The sequence below is a fragment of the Pseudoflavonifractor sp. genome (assembly GCF_050943825.1).
In the GTDB taxonomy this organism is placed as follows: domain Bacteria; phylum Bacillota; class Clostridia; order Oscillospirales; family Oscillospiraceae; genus Pseudoflavonifractor.
Genome location: NZ_JBMNPX010000008.1, coordinates 89,238 through 111,726, shown reverse-complemented (window position 1 = coordinate 111,726; position 22,489 = coordinate 89,238). Strand labels below are relative to the sequence as shown.

The window sequence follows — 22,489 nt, the reverse complement described above, 5'->3', positions numbered from 1 at the left end:
GGTTGGTACATCAGTTCATACTCGCTGGACGGTGATACGCCCAGCACCTTTGCTTCACCGTAGTTCTTGTAGACAGATTCTCTCATGTTGACCATCTCCTTCTCAAAACTCCCTCTACTTCTTTAGCTGCGAACATTTGCATGTGACATAGGTTTGACATAATCTTTGGATGGTGTCCGAGTTGTCTCCCTACTTGTATAGGGGAAAATATATCCCACTGACATACATTTGACAGAAAAACGGAGCGCCTGCTTTGTCGCAGACGCTCCGTTTGAGGTTGGATTATTTACTTTTGTACTGGTTTCAGCAGCCGGCATGTTCCCTCCGCCTCGTCCCGCTCTTTCAGCAGAGAGGCCAGAGCAGAGAAGAATTTCTTTTGCTGATAGTCCACGCTGCCACGGTTCAGTTGATGGGCTTCCGCGTACCTGCGGATGGACAGGCCATCCACGAACCGCTCCCGGAAATAGCCCTGGTATGTAACCAGCACCGTTTTCAGGACATTGTCGAGAAACTGCAGGTCCTCTTTCAGTTTGGCGAAGTCGCTTTTAGTGATGGTAACGAATCTTTTTTCCTTTACGCAGAGACGATATTTGTTCCGGTCGAAGTTGTAGTGCTCGCAGAGATCTTTTGCGTATGCGTAGTAGGTAAGAGACTGCTGGTACTCGCGGGAGTCGTATGCTTCATCCGGCTGTGGTCGCTGCCGTTTACGAACCGGTCCCCGGAAGCCTTCTTCCTCCAGCCGCTCTATGGCTTCCCCTGAGATCTTCATATTGAGCCTTCGCTTATACTTAGCTTTCCGCTCTCCGTTCACTTCGATAAAAGCGCAGAAGGACTTTTTGCTGGAGGTGTAGTATCTGGGGACAGCCGCAAAGGGGTAGGTGGTCCAGATGACCATCTCTTCGCCAGTGTCGGCATCGGTGGCCAGAGAGATTACATAGACCACCTTGCCGTCATACCGACGGTAGTACCCGGCGCGGATTTTTCTTTCTGCCATCTGGTCACCTCGCTCCGGAATGCGTACTGGGCAGAAAAACTGGCCCAAAAACTGTCCTATCATACACAGCATTGAACTATTTAGGAGGCGTGCTCTCTATCCAACTGGACTACTGCTACACCCGGTATTTACATATCATAGCACGGCAAAAGTCGAACCGCAATCTTAATTGCAAAATCCCCCAGGTAAGCTGCATAACACTATTTTAATAATATTGTGATTGAAAGTCATCAAAGCCAGTATAATTTTGTGATTGGTGTTGCATTTTCAAGTTTTTCTCATATAATAAAACTGTGATAAAAGAGCACTAAATCTCTCATAAAAGTGTGATGGGGTGTATATATGGAACGATTGATTTTGAAGAAACTGCTGAACTGGAAGAATTCTCCCTATCGCAAGCCTCTGATTTTGAAAGGCGTGCGCCAGGTGGGTAAGACCTGGATTCTGAAAGAATTCGGCAAGTGCTACTACGAAAACACTGCTTATTTCAACTTTGATGAAAACGAAGAGTACAAACAATTTTTTGAAACCACAAAAGATGTAGACCGGATTTTGCAGAATCTCATGCTGGCAAGTGGTCAGAAGATTATGCCAGAGAAAACCCTCATTATTTTTGACGAGGTACAGGATTGCCCTAAGGTCATCAATTCCATGAAGTATTTCTGCGAGAATGCGCCGCAGTATCACATTGCCTGCGCCGGCTCTCTCCTGGGGATTGCCTTAGCAAAACCTTCTTCTTTCCCTGTCGGAAAAGTCAACTTCATGCAGATTGATCCCATGACCTTTACCGAATTCCTATTGGCCAATGGGGATGAGAACCTGGTAAAATATCTGGAGACAGTAAACACCATTGAGCCGATCCCTGATGCCTTCTTTAATCCTCTGTATGAAAAGTTGAAGATGTACTATGTGACCGGCGGTATGCCAGAATCCGTTAAGATGTGGACGGAGGCAAGGGATGTGGATGCCATGCAGGAAGCCTTGTCTGGGATTATTGGCGCTTATGAGCGTGACTTTGCCAAGCACCCCAATATCAGCGAGTTTCCCAAGATTTCAATGATTTGGAAATCCATACCGTCCCAGCTGGCGAGGGAAAACAAAAAGTTTATCTATAAGGTAGTCAAAGAAGGGGCACGGGCCCGTGAATACGAGGACGCCTTACAGTGGTTGGTGGACGCCAGACTGGTGCATAAGATCTACCGCAGCACCGCTCCCGGCCTGCCTGTGGCAGCTTATGATGACCTATCTGCTTTTAAGATTTATCTGGTAGATGTGGGGCTCCTCCGCCGCCTGGCCCAGCTTGCACCGACTGCATTTGGCGAGGGTAATCGGTTATTTACCGAATTCAAGGGTGCATTAACCGAAAATTTTGTACTTCAGACTTTGATTACACAGTTTGAAGTGACTCCCCGGTACTGGGCACAGACAAATCCTCCTTATGAGGTGGATTTCCTAATTCAGCGTGAAAATGATATTTTCCCTGTGGAGGTCAAGTCCGAAACTAACACCACCAGCAGGAGCCTTAAGAAATTCAAAGAGTTGTTCCCGAATCAAGTTAAACTCCGTGTCCGGTTCTCACTGGATAATCTGAAACTGGATGATGATGTGCTGAACATCCCACTGTTTATGACAGATCAGACTGATCGGCTAATTGGCTTAGCAATGGAGAAACAGCTAAGATAACTCACATTGACTAATTTCTCTCCACAATTTTAAAAATCATTGAGGCGAATAGCATGAATCAATATAACGAAATTTCTACACTTCAATATATGGGAAGTAAAGCACGTATCATTTCCCATATATGTGACCCAATAATAAAGAATAAGTCAATTCAAACCGTTGTTGATCTATTTGCGGGAACAGGTTCTGTTGGCTATGCTCTTAAGTCATATAAAAATGTCATTAGCAACGACATTCCTTTGATTTTAATTGATGAGTATCAAGATTCCTATAAGCCGATCATTGATCGTTTTATTAGTTTCTTCATTGCAGAGCAAAAGGGCCCTCAATTCGGTTTTTTTGGTGATGCTTGGCAAACTATTTACCAGTCCAACAAAGCTTGTGGCCTAATTGAAAACGAGAACCTTGAGATTATAAAGAAAGGCTCAAATTTCAGATCTGCACCACGGATTGTTCAACTCCTAAATGATTTGCGGCCTGACTTGCCTCAAACATCTGCAATAGATGGCTTTGACGGAGAAGTGATTGTAATTACCTGCGACGATTACACTGGACCTCGCCGGACAGAACGCAATCTAAAAGGTGAATTACCTGCGGAAGAATTAAAGAATCGTCTAAATAATGTCACAGAGAAGATCAAGCGTGAATCATCTAAAGAGGATGATCTAAAGGTTCTAATGATAACGCATAAAGTCCTTGCTACGCAGCAAGGGTACGAACAACTTTTAGAGATTTTAGATGACGGGCTGAGAGATAAAGAAGATCCGTTCCTGTTGTTCTTTATGGATACCGTTGAACCAATCTATCAAGCACTTAAAGATTCAAATATGCAGTTGCTTTTTGATACACTTGGAATTAAACGCTTTCCCATTAAGAAAAAATCCGAAAAAGTCAAATGGAAGGAGCTACAGCAGCAGTTGGAAATTGCTCGTACCAAAAGAGCAATTGATGTATTTGAGTTAATCAAGCGAACCAAATTGATTCCTATTCCTCCAAAATTGGATGGGTGGTATCATCTATATCAGAAAGCGCCGGAAACAGTGTATGTTTCCAATACTTCCATTCAATCATTTTTAGAATTGGACTACCTGCAATTTACCGCAGCGATTGATTTTTTGTTTCCTGATGCTATGTTTTCTACTGAACATGGCGTTAAAGGCGAAGAATATGACAATGTTGTCTTTGTTATCAGCAAAGGTTGGAATCTATATCAGTTTGAAACCTATGCACCGATGATAACAGGACACTCTAATGTTCCCGAAGGAAAGCAAGCTTCTTATGAAAGAAACAGAAACCTATTTTATGTTTGTTGCTCAAGACCCAAAAAAAGATTGTTTTTCTTTGTGTCGGTTCCAATAGATGTAGTGTTCAGAGCTTTTCTTACTAAACTGGTTGGAACTGATAATATCTATACCTATAGCCAATATCTTGAAACAGATTTAAAATAATCAACACGAAATAGCGCCCATCGATCATTTCTGACGACCGATGGGCGCTGCAATTTATATTAATTATTTATCCTTTACACCGCCACCATCATCCTGGCACCTAAAACAGCGATCCACACGGCAAAACTGGCGGCAATTGCTGCGACTACGAGTCGGGCGTTTGACAACCACCTGTTTGTACTCGCTGGAAAGTTTGTTTTATCGCTTGCTATTTCAAAAACGAGCGATAAAGTTGTTCTCTCAAGAAAAGCGAAAAGACAAAAACAATTTTGTAACAATCCACATTGATGTGCGTCATATAGGCAGAAAGCGAGGTGGTGTGGATGGATTTTGACCAGCTGTACAAGGAGCAGTTCCCTGTGGTGTACCGCTATCTGACAGGACTCTGCGGAAACCAGGCACTGGCAGAGGAATTGACCCAGGAGACCTTCTGCCGTGCCATTGAACACAGCGCCTCTTTTCAAGGAAAATGCCGTCTGTCTGTATGGCTGTGCCAAATTGGGAAGAACTGTTGGCTCTCCTACTTGAGAAAGGCAAAACGGCAGGCTGGTGACGAAGCCCTGGAGCAGATGACCTCCCCTCAGAATGTAGAAGAGGATCTGCTCATCCAGGAAAACGCCCGCCAGATCCATCAGCGGCTTCATGCTCTGCCAGAGCCATACCGGGAGGTGTTCACCCTGCGGGTCTTTGCGGAACTACCCTATACGCAGATCGGCGAATTGTTTGGCAAATCTGAAAACTGGGCCAGAGTGACTTATTATCGTGCGAAACAGAAAATTAAGGAGGGGTTATGATGAAATGTGATATCATCCGCGACCTGCTGCCCCTGTACTGCGACGGGCTGTGCAGCGAGCCCAGCAAGCAGGAGATCGAAGCCCATGTGGCACAATGTCAGGAATGCCGCGCCTGTTTGGCGGAAATGAAAGAGGATGCTCCCGTCCCCTCGCTCTCTCCTGAGTCGGAAACGGAAGCCCGTGTTCTTCAGGGAGTGAAGAAGAAGTTTTCCCGTGGGCGCCGGCGGGCGGTCCTGATCGCCGTGGTGGTCATGCTGATTTTTTCCATTGTTTTGGCAGGTGCGGCCGATGTTCCGCAGCCGGTATCCTATACGGACGGTCTGGTGACGGCAGAGCTTGCGGTGGATGAGGTAATCGACCTCTACTATCACGGCGGGAGCTACGATTCTTTCCACGGCTTCAGCCGGGAGGTAGACGGACGGAATGCTGTTTTCCTCTATTTTGACCGTACCCTTCGCTCGGATGTGATGCCGAACCGTGAGGGACATTTGTGCATCGGCAACGGGCTGCTGACCGACTTTGAGACAGCTACCTATCAAGTAGATCGGCAGGTGGATGCGGTCTACTATTTGGTGGGAGATTATTTACAGCTCCCCGGTCTGGCGCAGGCCGAATTTGAGCAGGCCGTGGCGGATGCGGTCCTTCTGTGGGAACGCTGAACCAAGCCCACACGCAGAATGCCTGGGCAGCTTTTCGAGGGCTGCCCAGGCTCATTTTATATTTCGTCATCCCATACACAACGAGCGCCCGTTCTCCTGGTCCGATAGGAGAATGAGCGCTCGTTTTCCTCATTTTGCAGTTCTATTGAGAGCCTCCACGCCAGTTCAAAGCCGGCAATAAAACTGTCGAGTGAGGTCTGTTCTGTGATATAGTTCTGGGCGTCGATGATCCGCAGTACAAGTTTTCGCTCCGGTTTTTCCAAAGCTGCGATCAATGCTTTATGGCACTCCTCCACTTCGTTTTCCTGTTCGTCAAGCTCAGGGCGGACATAAAAGTAATCATACAGCTCTTTAAGCAGTTTGTTTTCCATGGTCATCATCTCCTTGTGACTCAAACATATACCACACCTTCCGTAGAATATCCATCAGAATTTCAGAAGATTATCCAGAATATTTGCCGCTTCCCTAAGATCTTCTGTAGACGCTTCATTGGGCTTGCTTTCGCTTTCGGCGACAGTATGGGCCAGGTATGGCGCATAGTTCTGCTGGGTCATTGCGGTTCTGAAGTGGCCCAGCATCTGAGAAACCTCTTTCGTGTCCATTCCGTTTTTCAGCGACAGGACGGCGCAGGTGTGCCGGAGATCCGCAAACCGGATGTGATCCAGCCCGGCCTCTTTGATGACCTCATTGTGCAGACGGCGCACCATCTGCGGTGAGTAGGGCCTCTGGGTAGCCGGGTGCATAAACATGAGCGAACTGCTGGGGTGTTTGGCGTGTTCCAGGCGCAGTAGTTCAACTACTTCCGGGGTCAGGGTGATGATCCTGGTGCCACCTTCGTACTCCACCAGCTCCCGCCGTTCCACCGAGCGTTTCTCGGTGATGGTCAGCGTCCGCTCCTTCGTGTCCAGGTCACTCCACTTCAGCGCAATCAGTTCGCCTTGCCGAAGGCCCGCGGTCAGTGCCAGCAGGAACATGGGGAGGTAACCTAACCGCTCCGCCGCATCCAGATAGTCTTCCACTTCTGCTGGCATCAGCACATTGGCGCTGACCTTCTTGGGCTTTGGATAATGAAACGCACGGGCGGGGTTTTCCGCTATCAGGCCGTCCCGGATCGCTCGGTCCAGGCACTGCTGGAGCAGTCGGTGGATGTGCCGCATGGTGTGTTCTCCCAGCCCTGGATATTCAGGGTTCTCCGGGCGGTGACCGCCAAAGTGTTTTCGCTCCTCCAGAAAATCTCCGACCTGTTCCGCAGTCAACTCCTCCAGAGGTATATTCCCCAAGCCGGGGAGGATGTGGTTTTTGAAGAGATACCCATGAGCGGCGTATGTGGTCGGGCGGCTCTGCTTCTTGTCATAGACCTCCTGCCAGTGAACGATGTACTCTTTCAGCGTCATATCCCCACCTCCATGCATTGGCGCTGCAGATTCCGGAAGGCCACCCACGGCAGGCCGGCCTGTTTCAGTATCCGCTTGTGCAGGTAGTAGAGCTCGTGGAGCTGATACGACGCTTCGGTCTTGGGGTTGAGAAACACATAGCAGTCGGTTTCCGGTATCTGTTCCAGAAGATGCTCCGCCTTGCGGTTGAGGGCCAGCAGGCGCCGTCCCTTGAGGATATACCGGCAGCGGATATGAAAATCGGCCCACGACAAGGTGATAAGTTCACATTGCCGCAGGCCGCTGGATAGTCCTGTGTAGATGAGAGGGAGTACGCCAAGCTGTTCCGCCGCGTTCAGGTACCGCTGAAGTTGTCCCAGGCGTAAGGGAGCAGTCTTATATTCGTCTGCCTGCGGCTCCTGGCAGAGCCGCACCGGGTTATAGGGAATGGCCTGGTCACGGGCCGCTTTGTCCATACAGCGCCGCAGGAGCAGATGGACGCACCAGACACTTCTGGCGCTGAGCCCCTGGCTCCGCAGACTGTCGTAGAAGTCAGTAACGGAATCTTCTGACAGTTCCGCCAGCGGGATGCACCCGATCCCGGGGAGGATGTGGCGGTAGAGCAGGTTGCGGTATCCGCCCACTGTGCTGCCGCTCCATCTGCTTTGATTCTCACAAAACCAGCGGTCGCACCACTGGCCTACGGTGCAGTTGTTTCCTTTTTGCATATCGTCGCCTCCTTTCGGCAACCGAACAATACCACAGAAAGAGGAAAATAGCTACCGGAAAGAATGGACTGTTTGCAGAAGAATGCCTGTTCCGAACAATACCACTTGTTGTCTTTCTTGTCATCTGCTGATTACATGACAAGAATCTGATTATGAGCGAGTTATTGCAACTGCATACACATTTTCCGCTTTTTGAGAACGGGCATGCCGCGCCAGGTCTTATTCTTTGTTTATGCGGCGCATTTTCTGCGGTGGTCTGGCCCTGCTATCATCGCCAGCCCGGACGGCACTTCTTTTAATATACAGAATCCAATCCCACACCCATCCCAAAAGGAGAAAGTTTTGCTTGAAACACGCAGGGCAAAAGAGTGTCAAAGAGGAATTGCCGGAGCAGCAGAAAGGGCCAAAGAGGGCAGTAGAGTGTCGGCTGAAGGTTCCGACACACGTTTGGGACCGCATTCCCAGACATTCGAACCCCACACGCCGGACCAAACACTGCCAAACAGGGTTAAAGAGCATTGAAAAGCAGCAGAAAGCAGCGGTTTTTCTCTACCCCTTTTCTCCATTTCGTGTAATCCCAAATGCGGAAATATCCCGAAGACGACCCCTACATAGAAACATCTTCCATGACAAGCTGTTCGCTTTCTGCATGACCAGAAAGTGCCAGGAACTCACCGGCAATGTCTGGATTTTTGAACCGAAGCACATCCGTATCTTTTCTGCCAAACGCAAGAAAATCCACGCCGCCATACCACACAACGCTTTCATCAACGACGGCATACCGCTGATTCAGTTCTTTGTGCGTATGGACCACAATACCTGTCTGCCTCATCATCTTGATCGCTTCACACACACTTTCTTGATTTGATAGTTCTCTGCTATCTGCCGTTCTGGTATGGATCGCAATTTCGACACCGGAAGCAACCGCCTTCTGTAAAGAGGGAAGAAGTTTCACGATTCTGCCTTTTTGCAGATAAGGACTGACGATAACCACGCTGCGGGCGGCATCATCCAGGTCCTGCTCAAAGGGAAGCATAGATGAGTATCCGTCGTAAATCACGCTGACAGACTGATCCGCTGCACCGAATTTGACCTGATATCCCAGTTCCGCATAGCCCTTCAGGCGTTTATGATACATCCGCTCCAGGGTGGGAACATGGATATCCACATAATCATAGATGCGAGCTTCCTGCTTTCCTTCATAATTTCTATGGAGACGTCCGGCATACTGTGCCAATGTACCTTTCCACGATATGGGCATCGCCAGAAGCAAGGTGTCCAGCCGCGGAGAGTCAAATCCCTCTCCAATATACTTTCCGGTGGCAACGACCACCACGTCCTCATCGTCAGGCACATTCTGCAATGCTGCCAGCTTTTCACGCTTATCCTTTTGCTTCTCACTACCAATAAGCAGAAAGACATTTTTCACTTGATCCGACAGACAACCAGCAAGCAATACAGCGTGTTCCTTCCGCTCCGTCAGCAGAATCGGTGTACGCCCCTCCTGTATCAACTTCAAAGTGTCTGACACCAACAGTTCGTTCCTGTTTTGATTTTCAATTACTCCGACGTACATATCCTGAATCCCATTGGCATTTGGTAGCCTCATGCGTGTAAATCTGGGAATTACAATGTGAGAAAAGCTTCGCTTTTCTGCCTGACTTTTGGCGTCCACCAAATACCGGACAGGGCCGCACTGCATAAAGATGATGGGATGATGACCGTCCTTGCGGACAGGAGTAGCAGACAAACCGTAAACATATTTGGCTTCAACTGCTTTCAGCACGGTTTCGAAGGTGAATGCGGCCACATGATGGCACTCATCTACAATGACCATTCCGTACTCTGTCACAAAAGACTTTACCGTCTTTTCTTCTCCCTCAAGCAGGGACTGCATGGTGGCAATATCGACAATCCCACTGCGGGAATTCTTTCCGCTGCCGATTTGGCCAATGAGGTACTGTTTTTTCTTCCTGCCGCGCTTTTTTGGAAGTTCCGGCAGAACCTCATGAACATTCAGAAATTGTTCCAGCGAGGATTTCCACTGTTCCAGCAATGCGCTGGACTGCACCAATACCAGAGTATTGACTTTGCGCTGTCCAATCAGATAGGCGCCAATCACAGTTTTTCCAAACGCAGTAGTTGCTGAGAGAACGCCCATGTCTGCGGCAAGCAGGGCCTGGGCAGCAGGTTCCTGTTCTGGGCGCAGCACCCCATTGAATTCCACATCAATGGAACGTCCCAGTGATCTGTGATCTTCCAGAATGACAGGGATTTCATATTGATCAAATAACCCCAGAATCTCATCCATGCAACCACGGGGAAGGCCGATGTATTCCTCATCTTCATAGCCGCAGTCCAGAACACGAGGAACGCCATAAACGGAAATGCGCATGGCTTGCTTGGAGCGAAATTCCGGATTTGGAAACGCCGCAAGTCTCTTGAGCGTATTCAATGCCCCTTGAGAGAAGTCTTTTTTCTCAATATAAATATAGATCAGATTGGAACTATACAGGCTTACCTGCAGCGGAAAATCTCTGTGTGTCAGTTTTGTCTGGGTTCGCTTGCGCTTCCATGGCACTTGCTTCTCCCCAGCATCTTCCAGTTCTCCCATGTCGCCATGATGACATAGTTTCCCCAGACATTCTTCCAACTGTTCCGGTGTAATTTTGGGCAGGGAGGACAGAAACGCCCACTGATCGGGATAAGGCTCAAAGTGATCATCCACAAACAGAGAATTTCCGTCTTTCTGCGCCTGGCCTTGAAATGGCAGGGCAATCAAATTCCCAAAACCGCCCTTCGGCACAATATCCTGAGACGGGAACAACCGGTCATAGGATGAAAAGGATAGCTCATGTCTGCACGACATGGTTCGGGTCAGCAAACCGGTCCCCAAGCGCCTGGCATCGGCGGCAGAAACAGGCTCCGAAAAGAAAAACCAGATATGTGCGCCGTTTCCGGAACGGGAGCGTTCCACTGCTGGTACAAGTCCTGCTTCTTTGCAGGATTTGCAAAATGCAGTCACATCAAGCTTCCAGTTTTCTTCATCAAAATCCGCAGCCAACAGCCAGGTCCTGTTGTCCTCCAGCATCGGATAGATTGCCGCCACATCTCTGCACAAAGCATCACGGCCCATCAAATGCGCCTTGACCACATCGGCCGTGAGTGGCCGAAACTCACGGTTGGGGCACTCTACGCACCTGTATTTCTTTTTATCACACAGGCCATGCACCCATTCATTTTTACAGACTGGGGTGTAACCGGTTTTCCCGGTGGTCGTGCTGTGATATCGGCGTGCATATACATCTTCCCGCCCTTTGAAAACAGAGAGGAAATACTCGATTTTCTCCTGTGAGGAGCTGTGTGCGTGAACCGGAGCAGACTGCACATCCGTTAGCGCACAGCTGCGCCACAGCGGCTCGGAGCATACCGCCCTTTTGCCGTTTTCATCTTCACAGAGAAGCAGCGCCTGCCCTCCATCCAGAGACGGGACAATTTCAAGAAGCGCATACTCCCGGTTATTGATGATCGCTTTTCTATTCATACACAGTCCCCCCTCCACACCCACAGTCACTTCCGTCTATACTTTGTTTTCCTGCCGTTTCCATCCTGATAAATCAGGCCCTTGGCGACCATGTGTTTCAGAATTCGGTTGGCTGTGGCTTGGCTTACATCCAGCAGCTGATCCACATCACGGCGTACGATATGGCCATGGGAACCAATGAAATCCAGAATCCGCTTTTCATCGCCTTTGACCGTGCCAATCAATGTCTCTGTATGATTTGCGCCGGCGTTCCTGTTTGGCAGCGTGATTTTGAATGCGTTGCTTGATACCTCGATTTTTGGTTTCAATTCCGTCTCCCCATAGGCGTTCATAATTTTAGGCATACCCGTGCCGTATGCCTCAATCAGCTGCAGACGATAAAATATGGCTGCCAGCTTGGGATTTCGGCAAACCGAGAGTCCCAGCATAATGTCATCCAGTTCAATGCCGGAAAGCAGTCCGCCTACAGAGACAAATTCAATTCTGTCGGCATATACACTGACCAGGGTGCTTGCACGGAAGGAATAGTCTCTGTGGACCAGCGAGTTCAGCAGCGCTTCCCGCAGTGCATCTTCCGGATAATCCCGTGTGTCGATTCGGTATAGCCCATCAAAAGTTGCCTTTGTCTGGTTACGCATATCCAGATAGCTGTACAGCTCCTCCATTTGCTGAAACAGCGAACCGTCAAATTCCCTTCTGTCCTGAAAAGTTCCTTTATCTTCTCCCGAGAAGGTCGCCGCCTTAATGGTGCTGGGACACTGATCGGACAGGAGCAGCGCCACATTGGAGTAGATACCATCTGCGGAAATCATCCCAAGGGTCTGCATTTTTGCAGCATCAAATGGGATATTCTGCTTTTCAAATTGCTTCTCTGCCGCTTCAAAGCTGAGGTTCTGTTCCAGCGAACGCATGGATTCGAAGCTGTCACCATCGGTTTCTTTGATCATTCTTCGGATCGCAGTATCTGTAGCCGGGTCAGAAGATGTGCCGTTTCTGACATAGACCCCACTGGGTTTCAATCCCTTACTGCCCAGATAATAGGGCCGGTCGGTTCCTTTTTGAATGGTCACAGCAATGATATCCTTGTCGCCGACGTGTTGGTTTTCGTAGCCCACAAACATTGTCACATCAGGCTTGATGGAATCTCGAATCATATTGTTTAGCTGCAAAATGACTTGGTCGGCGTTTTTGACCCCCAAGACATTTCCATCGTTGCTGACGCCAATATACAGCGTACCGCCTTTTGTATTGGCAAAGGCAATGACTTCTTTGCAGATATCTCCCACGACCTCTGCTTTCAGTTCAACAACTTCACTCTCAACAAATGCCATACACAGCGCCTCCTTTTCTTAGTTGTCATTATAATCATTCTTGTCATTCTTGTCAATTTGTATTCATCTGACAAGAAAATTATTCCGTGTTGTCAAAGCCCACGGCCCAGAGTATTTCTTTGTTTATGCGGCGCATTTCCTGCGCCTCTGCTCTGAGATGAACCGTCCTGTCATCGCCCCCTAAAACCGGACGGAACATCTTTTAATATACAGAATCCAATCCCACACAAATCCCAAAAGACGAAAGATTTTCTTGAAACAAGCAGGGCAAAAGAGTTCTAAAGAGGAACTGGCGGAGCAACGGAAAGCGTCAAAGAGGGCGGCAGAGTGCTGTTTGAAAGTTCTGACACACGTTTGGGAGCAGGAGGCCCGTGGTTCGAGTCCCCGCACTTCGACCAATACCCAGCGGTGGGCAAGTCCCACGGGAATAAGAACGCCACGCGGAACACCTTCAGCCCCTGCTGGATGCTGAATGAAGCCTATCAGGGCAAAGGGTACGCCTTTGATGCCGTCTACGCGTTTCTTGACCACCGCTTCTCCCAAAAGGGCGCAAGGCGCATTTACGCCTATACCGAGGACTACAATCTTTCCAGCCAGCACCTGTGCGAAAAACTGGGTATGCGCCAGGAGGGTGTGTTCTTCGAATTCATCTCCTTCTTGAAAAATCCCGATGGAACACTCAGGTATGAAAATACCGTGCAGTATGCTCTCCTGAAAAAAGGATGGGACCTAAAGCAGTCCGATTGATAATGTGCAGATAAGAATACCGCCCGCTAAGCATCTACGGATGTCGGCGGGCGGTATTCTTTGTTTCTCCCAGCCCAACCAACAGTCATTCCAACCTTGCTAACTAATTCTCCTTGAAAGTATCCAAATATCCCGCAAACAGAGTTGTTTTTGTCCTGCATTCAGATTGCAGACTCATTCTATGCGCCACTTGACCACATGTTTGCCCACAGACAGCGAAAACCGGCCCACCAGGGATGGCATTCCCTGATGGGCCGGTAGTTTTGTCTCAACTGGCCTCTCGGCTCCAGCGTTTTCTGGCCTGGAAGGTGGTCATAGTCCGTTCTGGCTGGGCAATGGCTGTGTCCTGTACCTCCGCCTTTGCGATGCCCCGGTCGATCTTCACCGCTGCCCTTTGGCGCATCTCGTCGGTGATATGGGAGTAGGTGTTTAGGGTGGTTGCGCTGGATACATGGCCCAGGATGGCGGACAGTGTCTTGATGTCCATCCCATGAGCCAGGGCATTGGTTGCGAAAGTATGCCTAAGATCATGAAAGCGCACTTGCTCACATCCCGCATGCTCCAGCAGTGTGTGAAGCCGTCGGCTGACTGCCGAGGGGATAATCGGCAGATCCTCCTTCTTGGGCGAGGGGAATAACCATCGGGAGTTCACTCTGGTCTTGTATTCCGCGAGCACCTTCCTGACAGATGGGGGCAGGATCAGAGTACGGACAGCCGCCTTGGTTTTCGGCTCACTGATTACCAATTTCGAACCAACGAGGTTTACCTGTTTGTTGATCCTCAATTCCCCGGTAACCAGATCCACATCATCCCACTGGAGAGCCATCAGTTCTCCCAGTCGCAGACCAGTGGCGAATTCCAGAAGGAAAAGTTCGTAGTAATTCTCTTCCTTGGCCTGGATCAACACCTTCTGCGTATCCTCTCGGGAGAGAACCTTCATCTCCTTTGGCCTGTTTGGAGGCAGCTTGCAACCCTTTGCCGGGTTGCGGACAATCAACTTTTCTGCCACTGCTTTTTCCAATACCCGATCACATAGACTGTAGCAGTTTATCACCTGACTGTCCGAGAGTCCGCTATCTCCGTTTTTCTGATCCATACGGGCCTCCGTCATCATCCAGGTACACATCTGCTGGATATCACTGGTGGTCACTTTGTTCAGCGGGATGCTTCCCAGTCTGGGCTGAAGGTATAATCGGATATACCCTTCGTAGGTCCTCTGGGTAGCAGGTCGGGCATTTGGCTTACAGTAGGTTTCATACCAATAGTCCAACCACTCCCCGAATAGCATATCTGCCTTGAGTTTTATGGGTGTGTCCGGTGTGATAGTGCTCTTCAGCGCCTTTAGTTTTTCTATACATTCGCCTTTGGTCTTGGCCAGCACATTCTTCGTCTTGGGAAGACCATTCTCATCATACCCAATGACGATCCGTCCTTCCCAGCGGCCATCCTTTCTCAGCCGGACAGTGCCTTCGCCATTTTTCCGCTTTCTTGCCATGGCTTCAACTCCTCTCCGAAGATGTCAATGAGAAATTCTTCTACGATCTCAGCTGCCCGTTTTTGCATATCGCCTGTGGTGTGAGTGTATGTGTCCAGTGTGAACGCAGCCCGTGTGTGTCCCAGGATGCCGGACAGAGTTTTGACATCCACCCCTGATGTCAGGGCATGGGTGGCAAAGGTGTGCCGGAGATCATGAAAGCGAAGGTCAGGAAGCCCTGCCTCTTTCAGCAGGACCTTCATCCGTTCATAGGCGGCACTCGGGCGGGTTGGCTGCTCTGGTTTCAGCGGATGCGGAAAGATCCATTCCGTCAGTGCCGTCTTCTTTCTCTCCCGAAGCAGTGCAGCGGTACTGGGCGCCAGGTTGATGGTGCGAGTACCTGCAGCAGTCTTGGTATCCCAGGCGGTCAGTTTGCCACCCTTCTCCTCATGGATCGTGCGGCGAATTCTCAAGGTACCTTTGGCCTCGTCAAAATCTTCCCACTTGAGCCCACAGATTTCACCTCTGCGCAAACCGGTAGTCAACTCTGTGTAGAAGAAATCGTGCCAGACGCTGTCCCTCTGAATGGTTCCCATGAACTTTTCCAGTTGTTCATCTGTCAGCACCTTTTTGCCTTTGTAGCTGAATTTGGGCGCATCAATATCTTCCGTGGGGTTTCGTGGGATGAGACCAGCCTGCTGTGCGGCGCCCATCGCCTCATGGAACATTGCGTGAATACCTCGGATTGTTCCGCTGGCCAGCCCCTCTCCCGTATTTCGGTTTCCGTGATGAGCCAGTGTATCATATAACTTTTGAATGTCTTTCCCTGTGACCTGGGAGATAATTTTCTCTCCCAGGTACGGCTTGATATGTCTGGCTACAGTTCCCTCATATCTTTTCATGGTGACGGGACGTATCGTTCCAGTCATGTTCTCCAGCCACTGATCCAGCCACTGTCCCAGTGTCATCCGGCTCTCCTCAGTCAACTCGACACCTTGATATGCCTCGATGCTCTGCCGAAGCTTTGCCGTCAGTTCCTTTTGGGTATCAGCGTAGATGTAACGGAAGATGGGATCACCGTTTTCCTTGTGGCCCACCACGATGCGCCCTTCCCAGCGTCCATCTTCCCGCTTGCGCACCATGCCCTCACCTGACGGTCGTCTTTTTGCCATGCCGTATCACCCCCAAGGCCTTATTTTTGTTTTGCGGCGCAACTTTTGAGTGCTTATTTTACAGCGGGGAATTTGTAAGGCTCCGCCACATACTGATACAGAACTGCACCGCAGTGTCGGCAGATCAGATACTGCAGCCGGTTGCCGAGTAGTCCATGCTTTTTGAAGGTGACCAGCGCCTCGCCATGCTGCCAGCCAAGGCCAATGTCCTCGCATCCGCAGTACTGGCACCGCTGGACCGGAAGTTGATTCATCATCTTATTCAATCCTCCTGTTCTATCCTGTGACAGAGGCGCTCTGTTTCCTCCTCATCGAAGGAGTACAGGCCGTCCGCCTCCAGTTCTTTGCTCAGTCCCCAGGCCAGTTTGAATCCTGCGGTGAAGCTGGCCAGTGAGGTCTCCTCCCGCAGCAAGTTTTGGGTGTCCACCAGATGCATGAGCCTGCGCCGCTGAAGCTTGTCCAGGCAGTCCCGCACCTCCTGGCGGGTGTTCTCAATATCTTCTTCTAACTCACTGAAGTCCGGCTCCCGGTAGAACCGCTGGTGCAGGGCTCTCATGTAGTCGTTCATGTGTACCGCCTCCTTTGCAGCAACACACAATACCGAACTACAGAGAAAATAGCCAGGTCTTTTGACCACAATTATCAAACTGTTATCAATTTCTCCGGTCCATTTCTGCGCGGCCTTTATCATTGTTAACACTGTGCTATTTTTACTCACCATCCGCCCATGGTCATGCCGTCCATAGTCTGCTCATCCTCATGGTCATCCGGCTTGTGCCCCAGGGCGATTTTCTTGGCCCTGAGTTTCTGGATCCGCTTGCGATCAATATGCGGTACCCTCGTGGTGGAATCCTGTGGAGCGCTGTCCCGGAAAATATTGCCCATGTGGTGGAGCAGTCGGGTTGTCGAGAGCAGCAGGCCGGGCGATACAAGCTGTCCTTGTTGCTCTATCCGGTCTACAAAAAATTGGGCATAGGTGTGACCCCGTTCCGCAGCGGCCTGGAACCACTCGCAGGCAGCGTCTTCGTCTTGTGCCACACCTTCGCCCATTAAGTACAGTTTACCCAGCAGATACTGCGCCCAAGGGTTATCCGCTTGTGCCACCTGGCAGAGATATGTCGCCGCCTTATCTGCATTTTTGAGTATGTGCTCACCGCTGAGATACTCCTTACCCAGCGCATAGGCAGCGTAGTCATTTCCGTTTTTGGCAGCTGCCTTCATCCAGCGGATACCCTCGTCTGGATCACGCACATCGGGATCGTCAGAGAGGAGCAATCTGCCCAGGGAATATTGCGCAGCGGTGACATTCTGCTTTGCCGCCTGTTCCAACCAGTGTCTGGCTTTTTCTGTGTCCGGAATCAGCAGCCCGCCGTCCCGGTACAACAGTCCCAGAAAATATTGCGCGTATGCGTCATCCGCTTTGGCCAGCTGTTCCAGCTTTGCCGCGGCAGCATCCCGTTCCGCAAAAGGCAGTTCTTCATTTTCGATCGTCCCTCGCAGTTCCCAGCACGCCCAGTTGAGTTCCCGGTCCTCTACCCAGCCGCCACCATCCTCCATGTCCCTGTCCTCAAAGGAAATTTGATTTCGCCGAATACGCTCGGCCTCTTGGATCACCGCGTTTTTAATAGCGCGGAACTCTTTCTGATGAGACAGCGGCGGACGCTGGCGTTTCTTCTCTGAACAGAAGTCACTTACTCTGCACTGCAGGTCCCACCATTTCTGGTAGCACTCTTTCACAACCGACAGCCGCTCCATCTGGTCTACGATCTCATCTACCTGTTTCTTCAATGCTTTCGGAAGATACCCGTAGGACTTCTTACCTTTCACATCACCCAACTGTTGCGCAAGATCCAGCATCATCCGCTCTGCCTCAGGATGTTCACAGACTGACTCACGCATCTGCTGAGACAACTCCAGCATGACTCTCCGTGTTTCTCGCACCAGTTCGTCCCGGCTTTCAGACTTCTGTTCGTAGAGATGGAGCATCTCCTGTTTGAAGATCTGATTGGTGAGTGTGGATTTGATATTGCGGATGCCGTCCCGTGTCAGATATGCTTCTCCCGGCTGTGTCGACCACGCCATCATGTGCACATGGGGGTGCTTACCCTCGTCATGGAAGGCGGCGTACCAACGGAAATCCTGGAGCGGGATCTGCATGGCAGTAGCAATATCATTGCGGTGTGTACGCAGGAGAGAACGCCACGCCTGGGCGTTGTTATAGCCCAGGCGCTCCGCGTCCTCCCGATGGAGCGAGATGATGTGCGTCCACACATTTCCTGTGTAGTGCTCCAGTTCCGACATGGCCTTGTCCAGATCCACACTATCCTCATCTCCAAACAGTCCATGGTCACCCAGACGCTCAGCGCGAGGACGAGTGGCAATGTATTTTGCGTAGCCCTCAGATGATTGTACTTGGGACCAGTTCTCCTCCAAAGCCAGAGTGATGAGAGACGAGGCATTGGCCTTGGTGGGACGAGTAGTGTAGTCCTCATACTCCAACAAACCTTTTGTGTCAGGAAAATCGTTCACCAGTTTAGTGATGAGCTGCTCCTGCTTGCGGGTGGGCGGACGGTCATCTGGAATGATCTCCACCCGTTCCCGCGTGGCAATATACTTCATGTAGCCGCCCGCACCTTTACCGCCGCCGCACTTAATGTAGGGACTCTTAACAATCAGTCTTGCCACTCATCATCACTCCCGTCGGCGTCTTTTGCGATCTGCTCGAAACGCAGCCTGCCGTTGGTGCGTTTCACATTGGCGATGCTGTTGGCGCGACGGCGGCGCAGATACTCCTCGTCCAGCTTGACGCAGTCGGCCAGCGTGCTCATTCCCATATCCAGTTCTACCGCCTGCTTGAACAGCAGCGACGCCATGCGATTTTCGAACTGGTCCAGTCTACCATCCAGGTAGGACTGAACTGAGGTTGGGAGAAACAATCCAGCGTTATTGGCGCTGAGGTAGTCCAGGTAAAAGTCGATGGCGTTCTCAATAAAAGCGGTGAGACTGCGGCTGCCATCTTCCGTATACCGCCGTTCCAGAGTGGCTTTTTTCTCTGGCGATAGGTAGAGAGGGAATTTTTCTTTTTTGCTCATAATGGCTCCTTTCCGGGAGGTGACCCCTATTTTTTCCTTGTGGGAGTAAGCGTTGCGGGATAACGACCGCAGAATTCTGTTTTCTCTCCGATTTTGACCCCATTTCCAACGCCCACGGAAACCCCTGAAACTGCCCGCACTGCGGGCAGATGTGACCGGCCAAAGGCGTCGCTGGCGACGCCTGGCCTTTATCCTGCTTTTTCTTTCGTCCCCGCCTTGCGCTCTGATTTAGGCCGACAGTGGCCCAAATTCGCTTTGAAAGCCCCAGGTGTGGCAGGGACTCTGCCCTGCCCCGAAGGAGGGCACACAGCCCCTCACAGCGGGACACACAGGGTGTTCTCTGCGTTCCATCCCAAGCGTTTCTGCGCCTGATCTCGTTTCTGCTGTTCCTCCAATCGAAGCATCTGCTTCTGGTAGCAATGATCCATCGCCATTTGAATTGGCAGGATGGTGTACTGGTTGTTGCCGTTCCACTTCATGCCGTGGTCATCAATATAGCTGGTGTTCTCAACAGCGATAAGCCGCTGATCCTCCAGCTTTGTGATGTGCTTCATCACCGTGGCCGCTGAGAGATGTACTGCCGCGGCAATCGTGCGGCAGCTGGGATGGCACTGATGAGTTCTGCGATTTTCGCAATAGAGCAGGTAGGCGTAGACAGTGATGGCTCCGTGACCGATGTTCAGGAAAAACAACTCATTGGGCAGAGAGAAAAAGTTCTTACTGTTGCTTTCGAGTATCGGGACCATGTGCTGATCCAGTAGACCGCGACGGTTCAGTTCAGAAAGCTGCTTCACGGCCATGTCCTTGCTCATGTGCAGTTGGGATGCGATTTCATCCGCACTGGGTGAGGCATTTTTGTTGCAGTGGACATGCAGATAGCAGAGAAAGGCGAGAATGGAAAATCCTTGGGGCTTCAGTTCCCATTTCCAGACATCATTCGGAATTGGGAAGCGGCGTCGCTTCGGATCTGGTTGATTGAAAAAGAAACTCATTTGTGCACACCTCCCTCTGTGTTCTCCATCACCCATTGAATGAACTGCTCCTTGGGTACCACCATGCGGCTGCCCACACGCAGCACCGGAAAGTCTGGTTCGTGCATGAGTTCGTAAGCACTGGATAGCGATACGCCCAGTACTTTTGCCACCGTTGCTGAGTTCAGAAACAGTGGCAGTTCGTCGTAGTTTTTGTAGACAGATTCTTTCATTTCAAATTCTCCTTTGCAAAAAAGTAAGGACATCACCGGCGGTACTGATGTCCTTCTGCTTGTATTGTGTCGGAGATTTTGATAGACTGAGAAAAAGGTGTGACCATTTATTTTTCAGGTGGGACAATTTTTAAGGGGGGGGGGAATTCGTATGTATGGAGAGATCGTATTTTATACCCACGGCAGCATGATTGAGTACGGCGGTGAAATCTTTCAGGCCGGTGAATTAACTGCTGACATATTGAACTTTGCTCCCGAGGACTATCCCCCCATCCAGCGTCTCTTGGATCGCATGAAGGACTTGGCCAAGCAGTATGAGGACACATTGAATCGGGGCGTATGGTGGGAGTTAAACAACCAGCTGATGGAGTTGCGCAGTCAGTTGATGAAGTATCGGGTGTTCCAGATCCTGCTGAAAGAGGATGACCGCTTTCTCAACGAAACCCAGCAGTACACGGAGAGTTATTCCTTTTTCACCGACGAGGAAATGGATGAGCAGGAGTGCTCCAAGGATCGGTGGTTGGAAATGTACCGGCAGAAGGAAGAGGAGGGCTGGACGCCGCCTTTTCTCCTCATAGTGGATGGCAGCCATGAGGACAAGTGGCGGTACTACAACCTGCAGATGGCCCGCTACCGGCGATATATCGACGATGTTATTGTCTTCAATCCTACCATCCATAACTTTATCAACTTCCTTCTCTCCAAATTGAAACGGAACTCCCCTGAGGAGTACGCCGCCGCACTGTATCAGTTTTATAACGATGAGCGTCTGGTGGAGAAACTGATCGTGAACCCCACCAGCCTGGAGCGACCCTTCTATCAGAAGTACGATCCCTGCGTGGTGAGTTATCTGCCCAGAGAACTGCCCGACGGAACCTTTGCCATCGCGCAGGAGCACACAACGGACAGTTTGCAGATGCTGCTGAAAGCCGACTTCATGACAGCGCTAAACGCCGGACATAACATTCGCCGCTGCATTGTCTGTAAAAAATACTTCCTGGTTCGCAGCGGTGTCCATGCCCTCTACTGTGAGGGACGTTGCCCGTTGGATGAGCGGTTCACCTGCCGGCAGTTTGGCAGTTATGAGATCCAGAAGGAATTGGCGCATGATGTGCCGAAGATCAAGGCCAAGATCACCGCCTTTAACCGTATCCGAAAGGACTATCAGCGTGGGATCATCACGGAGGAGGAGATGCGGCGGCTGAAGGATGCCGTGCGGGACAGGCTGTTTGACGCACTGAGCAGTTCCGACATCTCCAATGAAGATTTTGAGAGATCCATATCCTCGCAGCATCTTTATCCTATTTGTAGAGTGGCTCGTCAGGCCAATCCCCGAGGTCGTCCCCGCAAAGTGAAGGACGGTGACAACGCATGACCAACGAGGAACTGTTGGAGCGGATCGCCAACGGTGAAGAGGCGGCTCTGACCAAGCTGTGCCTGATAAACACAGGCATTGTCAAGAATCACGCTTGGTCAATTGCCCGCCAGTATCACTGCCTGCGGCAAACCAAATATGGCGGCCTGAGTGATTATGCAAAAGAAACGCTCTCCGAACTGGAGAGCGTGGGAAAGCTGGCGCTGGTGGAGTGTGTCCGCACCGGCGGTTATGATGCGGAGAAGGGCCGGTTCACCACCTTTGTCACTCCATTTCTGGTCGGAGCCATGCGGCGGCATTTGGAATGCAGCATGGGGACACTATCCCTTGACCGGGACAGTATGGGATTGGTGCGAAAGGCACAGAACCGCTATCATCAAAAAGGGCAGAGCGTGGAGGAGATCAGCGAGGCGCTGGGCATCTCTTTTCGTGCGGCGGCCAGGGCGATTGTCTATCCCACACATTTTCTCTCTGTCTATGATCTGCAGGATCCGGATGATGACGGCGATATTTACGAGCGACTTACCATGAACCGCCTTTCAGGCTCTGCGGAGGAAACGGTGATTCGTATGCTGACTATGGAATGCCTGCGGGAAGAGTTTTTGCAGCTTTCCAAAAAAGACCAGGATATCTTGGGGCGGTACTTCGGCGTGTGCGGTTTTCCTAAGTCAGACCTGCGGGAGATCGCCATGCGAAACCTGATGAAAGAATCCGGGGTGGAGAAAGCCAAAGATCAGGCGGTGGAACGACTGCGGGATCTGTGTCTGGATAGCCTTGCGTGGAAACTTCGCCGGGCCAGACGGATGATAGAGAGGGCAGTACAGTTTGGGGCATAGATATAGATTCCATAGTTTCCCCATTCCTATATTTC

At 50.6% G+C, this 22,489-nt stretch carries 21 protein-coding genes; 7 read left to right on the top strand and 14 right to left on the bottom strand.

Annotated elements, in window-relative coordinates:
- Positions 1-286 precede the first annotated feature (286 nt).
- Positions 287-994, bottom strand: a complete 708-nt coding sequence (locus tag ACOX7T_RS09000) for a hypothetical protein (protein ID WP_433441956.1) — start codon at positions 992-994, stop codon at positions 287-289.
- A 342-nt stretch (positions 995-1,336) separates the two neighbouring features.
- Between ACOX7T_RS09000 and ACOX7T_RS08995 the strand changes: the two genes are divergently transcribed.
- The 4 genes from ACOX7T_RS08995 to ACOX7T_RS08980 all read left to right on the top strand — a co-directional run bounded on the left by ACOX7T_RS08995 (position 1,337) and on the right by ACOX7T_RS08980 (position 5,578).
- The gene (locus ACOX7T_RS08995; protein WP_433441954.1) at positions 1,337-2,677 is read left to right on the top strand and encodes an ATP-binding protein; all 1,341 of its coding nucleotides are present in this window, start codon (positions 1,337-1,339) and stop codon (positions 2,675-2,677) included.
- 53 nt (positions 2,678-2,730) lie between these two features.
- On the top strand, positions 2,731-4,125 hold the full coding sequence (locus tag ACOX7T_RS08990; protein WP_433441952.1) for a DNA adenine methylase: 1,395 nt from the start codon (positions 2,731-2,733) through the stop codon (positions 4,123-4,125).
- A 323-nt stretch (positions 4,126-4,448) separates the two neighbouring features.
- Complete coding sequence (locus ACOX7T_RS08985) at positions 4,449-4,919, top strand: RNA polymerase sigma factor (protein WP_433441950.1); 471 nt, start codon at positions 4,449-4,451, stop codon at positions 4,917-4,919.
- On the top strand, positions 4,916-5,578 hold the full coding sequence (locus ACOX7T_RS08980) for an anti-sigma factor family protein (protein ID WP_433441948.1): 663 nt from the start codon (positions 4,916-4,918) through the stop codon (positions 5,576-5,578). Before ACOX7T_RS08985 ends, ACOX7T_RS08980 begins: the two co-directional genes overlap by 4 nt.
- A gap of 56 nt (positions 5,579-5,634) precedes the next feature.
- Here ACOX7T_RS08980 and ACOX7T_RS08975 read toward each other — a convergent pair whose 3' ends face one another.
- From ACOX7T_RS08975 to ACOX7T_RS08955, 5 genes are all read right to left on the bottom strand, one after another.
- Positions 5,635-5,949, bottom strand: a complete 315-nt coding sequence (locus tag ACOX7T_RS08975; protein WP_433441946.1) for a DUF6809 family protein — start codon at positions 5,947-5,949, stop codon at positions 5,635-5,637.
- Positions 5,950-6,003: 54 nt separating this feature from the next.
- Positions 6,004-6,972 (bottom strand): tyrosine-type recombinase/integrase, encoded by a 969-nt coding sequence (locus ACOX7T_RS08970; RefSeq protein ID WP_433441944.1) that lies wholly within the window; start codon positions 6,970-6,972, stop codon positions 6,004-6,006.
- Positions 6,969-7,679, bottom strand: a complete 711-nt coding sequence (locus tag ACOX7T_RS08965; RefSeq protein ID WP_433441942.1) for a tyrosine-type recombinase/integrase — start codon at positions 7,677-7,679, stop codon at positions 6,969-6,971. The genes ACOX7T_RS08970 and ACOX7T_RS08965 overlap by 4 nt, the downstream gene beginning before the upstream one ends.
- A gap of 607 nt (positions 7,680-8,286) precedes the next feature.
- Positions 8,287-11,223 (bottom strand): TOTE conflict system archaeo-eukaryotic primase domain-containing protein, encoded by a 2,937-nt coding sequence (locus ACOX7T_RS08960; RefSeq protein ID WP_433441940.1) that lies wholly within the window; start codon positions 11,221-11,223, stop codon positions 8,287-8,289.
- Between the two features lie 26 nt (positions 11,224-11,249).
- Complete coding sequence (locus ACOX7T_RS08955; protein WP_087170146.1) at positions 11,250-12,554, bottom strand: RNA-binding domain-containing protein; 1,305 nt, start codon at positions 12,552-12,554, stop codon at positions 11,250-11,252.
- Positions 12,555-12,881: 327 nt separating this feature from the next.
- Between ACOX7T_RS08955 and ACOX7T_RS08950 the strand changes: the two genes are divergently transcribed.
- On the top strand, positions 12,882-13,301 hold the full coding sequence (locus ACOX7T_RS08950) for a GNAT family N-acetyltransferase (RefSeq protein ID WP_433441936.1): 420 nt from the start codon (positions 12,882-12,884) through the stop codon (positions 13,299-13,301).
- Between the two features lie 268 nt (positions 13,302-13,569).
- Here ACOX7T_RS08950 and ACOX7T_RS08945 read toward each other — a convergent pair whose 3' ends face one another.
- From ACOX7T_RS08945 to ACOX7T_RS08910, 8 genes are all read right to left on the bottom strand, one after another.
- Positions 13,570-14,796 (bottom strand): tyrosine-type recombinase/integrase, encoded by a 1,227-nt coding sequence (locus ACOX7T_RS08945; RefSeq protein WP_433441934.1) that lies wholly within the window; start codon positions 14,794-14,796, stop codon positions 13,570-13,572.
- Positions 14,754-15,947 carry a tyrosine-type recombinase/integrase gene (locus tag ACOX7T_RS08940; RefSeq protein WP_433441932.1) on the bottom strand — a complete coding sequence of 398 codons (1,194 nt, stop codon included), beginning with the start codon at positions 15,945-15,947 and terminating at the stop codon, positions 14,754-14,756. Before ACOX7T_RS08940 ends, ACOX7T_RS08945 begins: the two co-directional genes overlap by 43 nt.
- Before the next feature lie 53 nt (positions 15,948-16,000).
- Positions 16,001-16,204 (bottom strand): hypothetical protein, encoded by a 204-nt coding sequence (locus ACOX7T_RS08935; RefSeq protein ID WP_433441930.1) that lies wholly within the window; start codon positions 16,202-16,204, stop codon positions 16,001-16,003.
- Between the two features lie 5 nt (positions 16,205-16,209).
- A complete protein-coding gene (locus tag ACOX7T_RS08930; protein ID WP_118642008.1) occupies positions 16,210-16,515 on the bottom strand; it encodes a hypothetical protein in 306 nt (101 codons plus the stop codon).
- Positions 16,516-16,661: 146 nt separating this feature from the next.
- On the bottom strand, positions 16,662-18,632 hold the full coding sequence (mobP3, locus tag ACOX7T_RS08925; RefSeq protein ID WP_433441927.1) for a MobP3 family relaxase: 1,971 nt from the start codon (positions 18,630-18,632) through the stop codon (positions 16,662-16,664).
- Positions 18,620-19,039: a hypothetical protein gene (locus ACOX7T_RS08920; protein ID WP_433441926.1), complete on the bottom strand. Its 420-nt coding sequence runs from the start codon at positions 19,037-19,039 to the stop codon at positions 18,620-18,622. The genes mobP3 and ACOX7T_RS08920 overlap by 13 nt, the downstream gene beginning before the upstream one ends.
- 314 nt (positions 19,040-19,353) lie before the next feature.
- The gene (locus ACOX7T_RS08915) at positions 19,354-20,031 is read right to left on the bottom strand and encodes a helix-turn-helix domain-containing protein (protein WP_433441924.1); all 678 of its coding nucleotides are present in this window, start codon (positions 20,029-20,031) and stop codon (positions 19,354-19,356) included.
- Positions 20,028-20,243, bottom strand: coding sequence for a helix-turn-helix domain-containing protein (locus tag ACOX7T_RS08910; protein WP_433441922.1), 216 nt, complete (start codon positions 20,241-20,243; stop codon positions 20,028-20,030). The genes ACOX7T_RS08915 and ACOX7T_RS08910 overlap by 4 nt, the downstream gene beginning before the upstream one ends.
- Before the next feature lie 151 nt (positions 20,244-20,394).
- Between ACOX7T_RS08910 and ACOX7T_RS08905 the strand changes: the two genes are divergently transcribed.
- Both ACOX7T_RS08905 and ACOX7T_RS08900 read left to right on the top strand, forming a co-directional pair.
- On the top strand, positions 20,395-21,618 hold the full coding sequence (locus ACOX7T_RS08905; protein WP_433441920.1) for a DUF6076 domain-containing protein: 1,224 nt from the start codon (positions 20,395-20,397) through the stop codon (positions 21,616-21,618).
- A complete protein-coding gene (locus ACOX7T_RS08900; RefSeq protein WP_433441918.1) occupies positions 21,615-22,454 on the top strand; it encodes a sigma-70 family RNA polymerase sigma factor in 840 nt (279 codons plus the stop codon). Before ACOX7T_RS08905 ends, ACOX7T_RS08900 begins: the two co-directional genes overlap by 4 nt.
- Positions 22,455-22,489 lie beyond the last annotated feature (35 nt).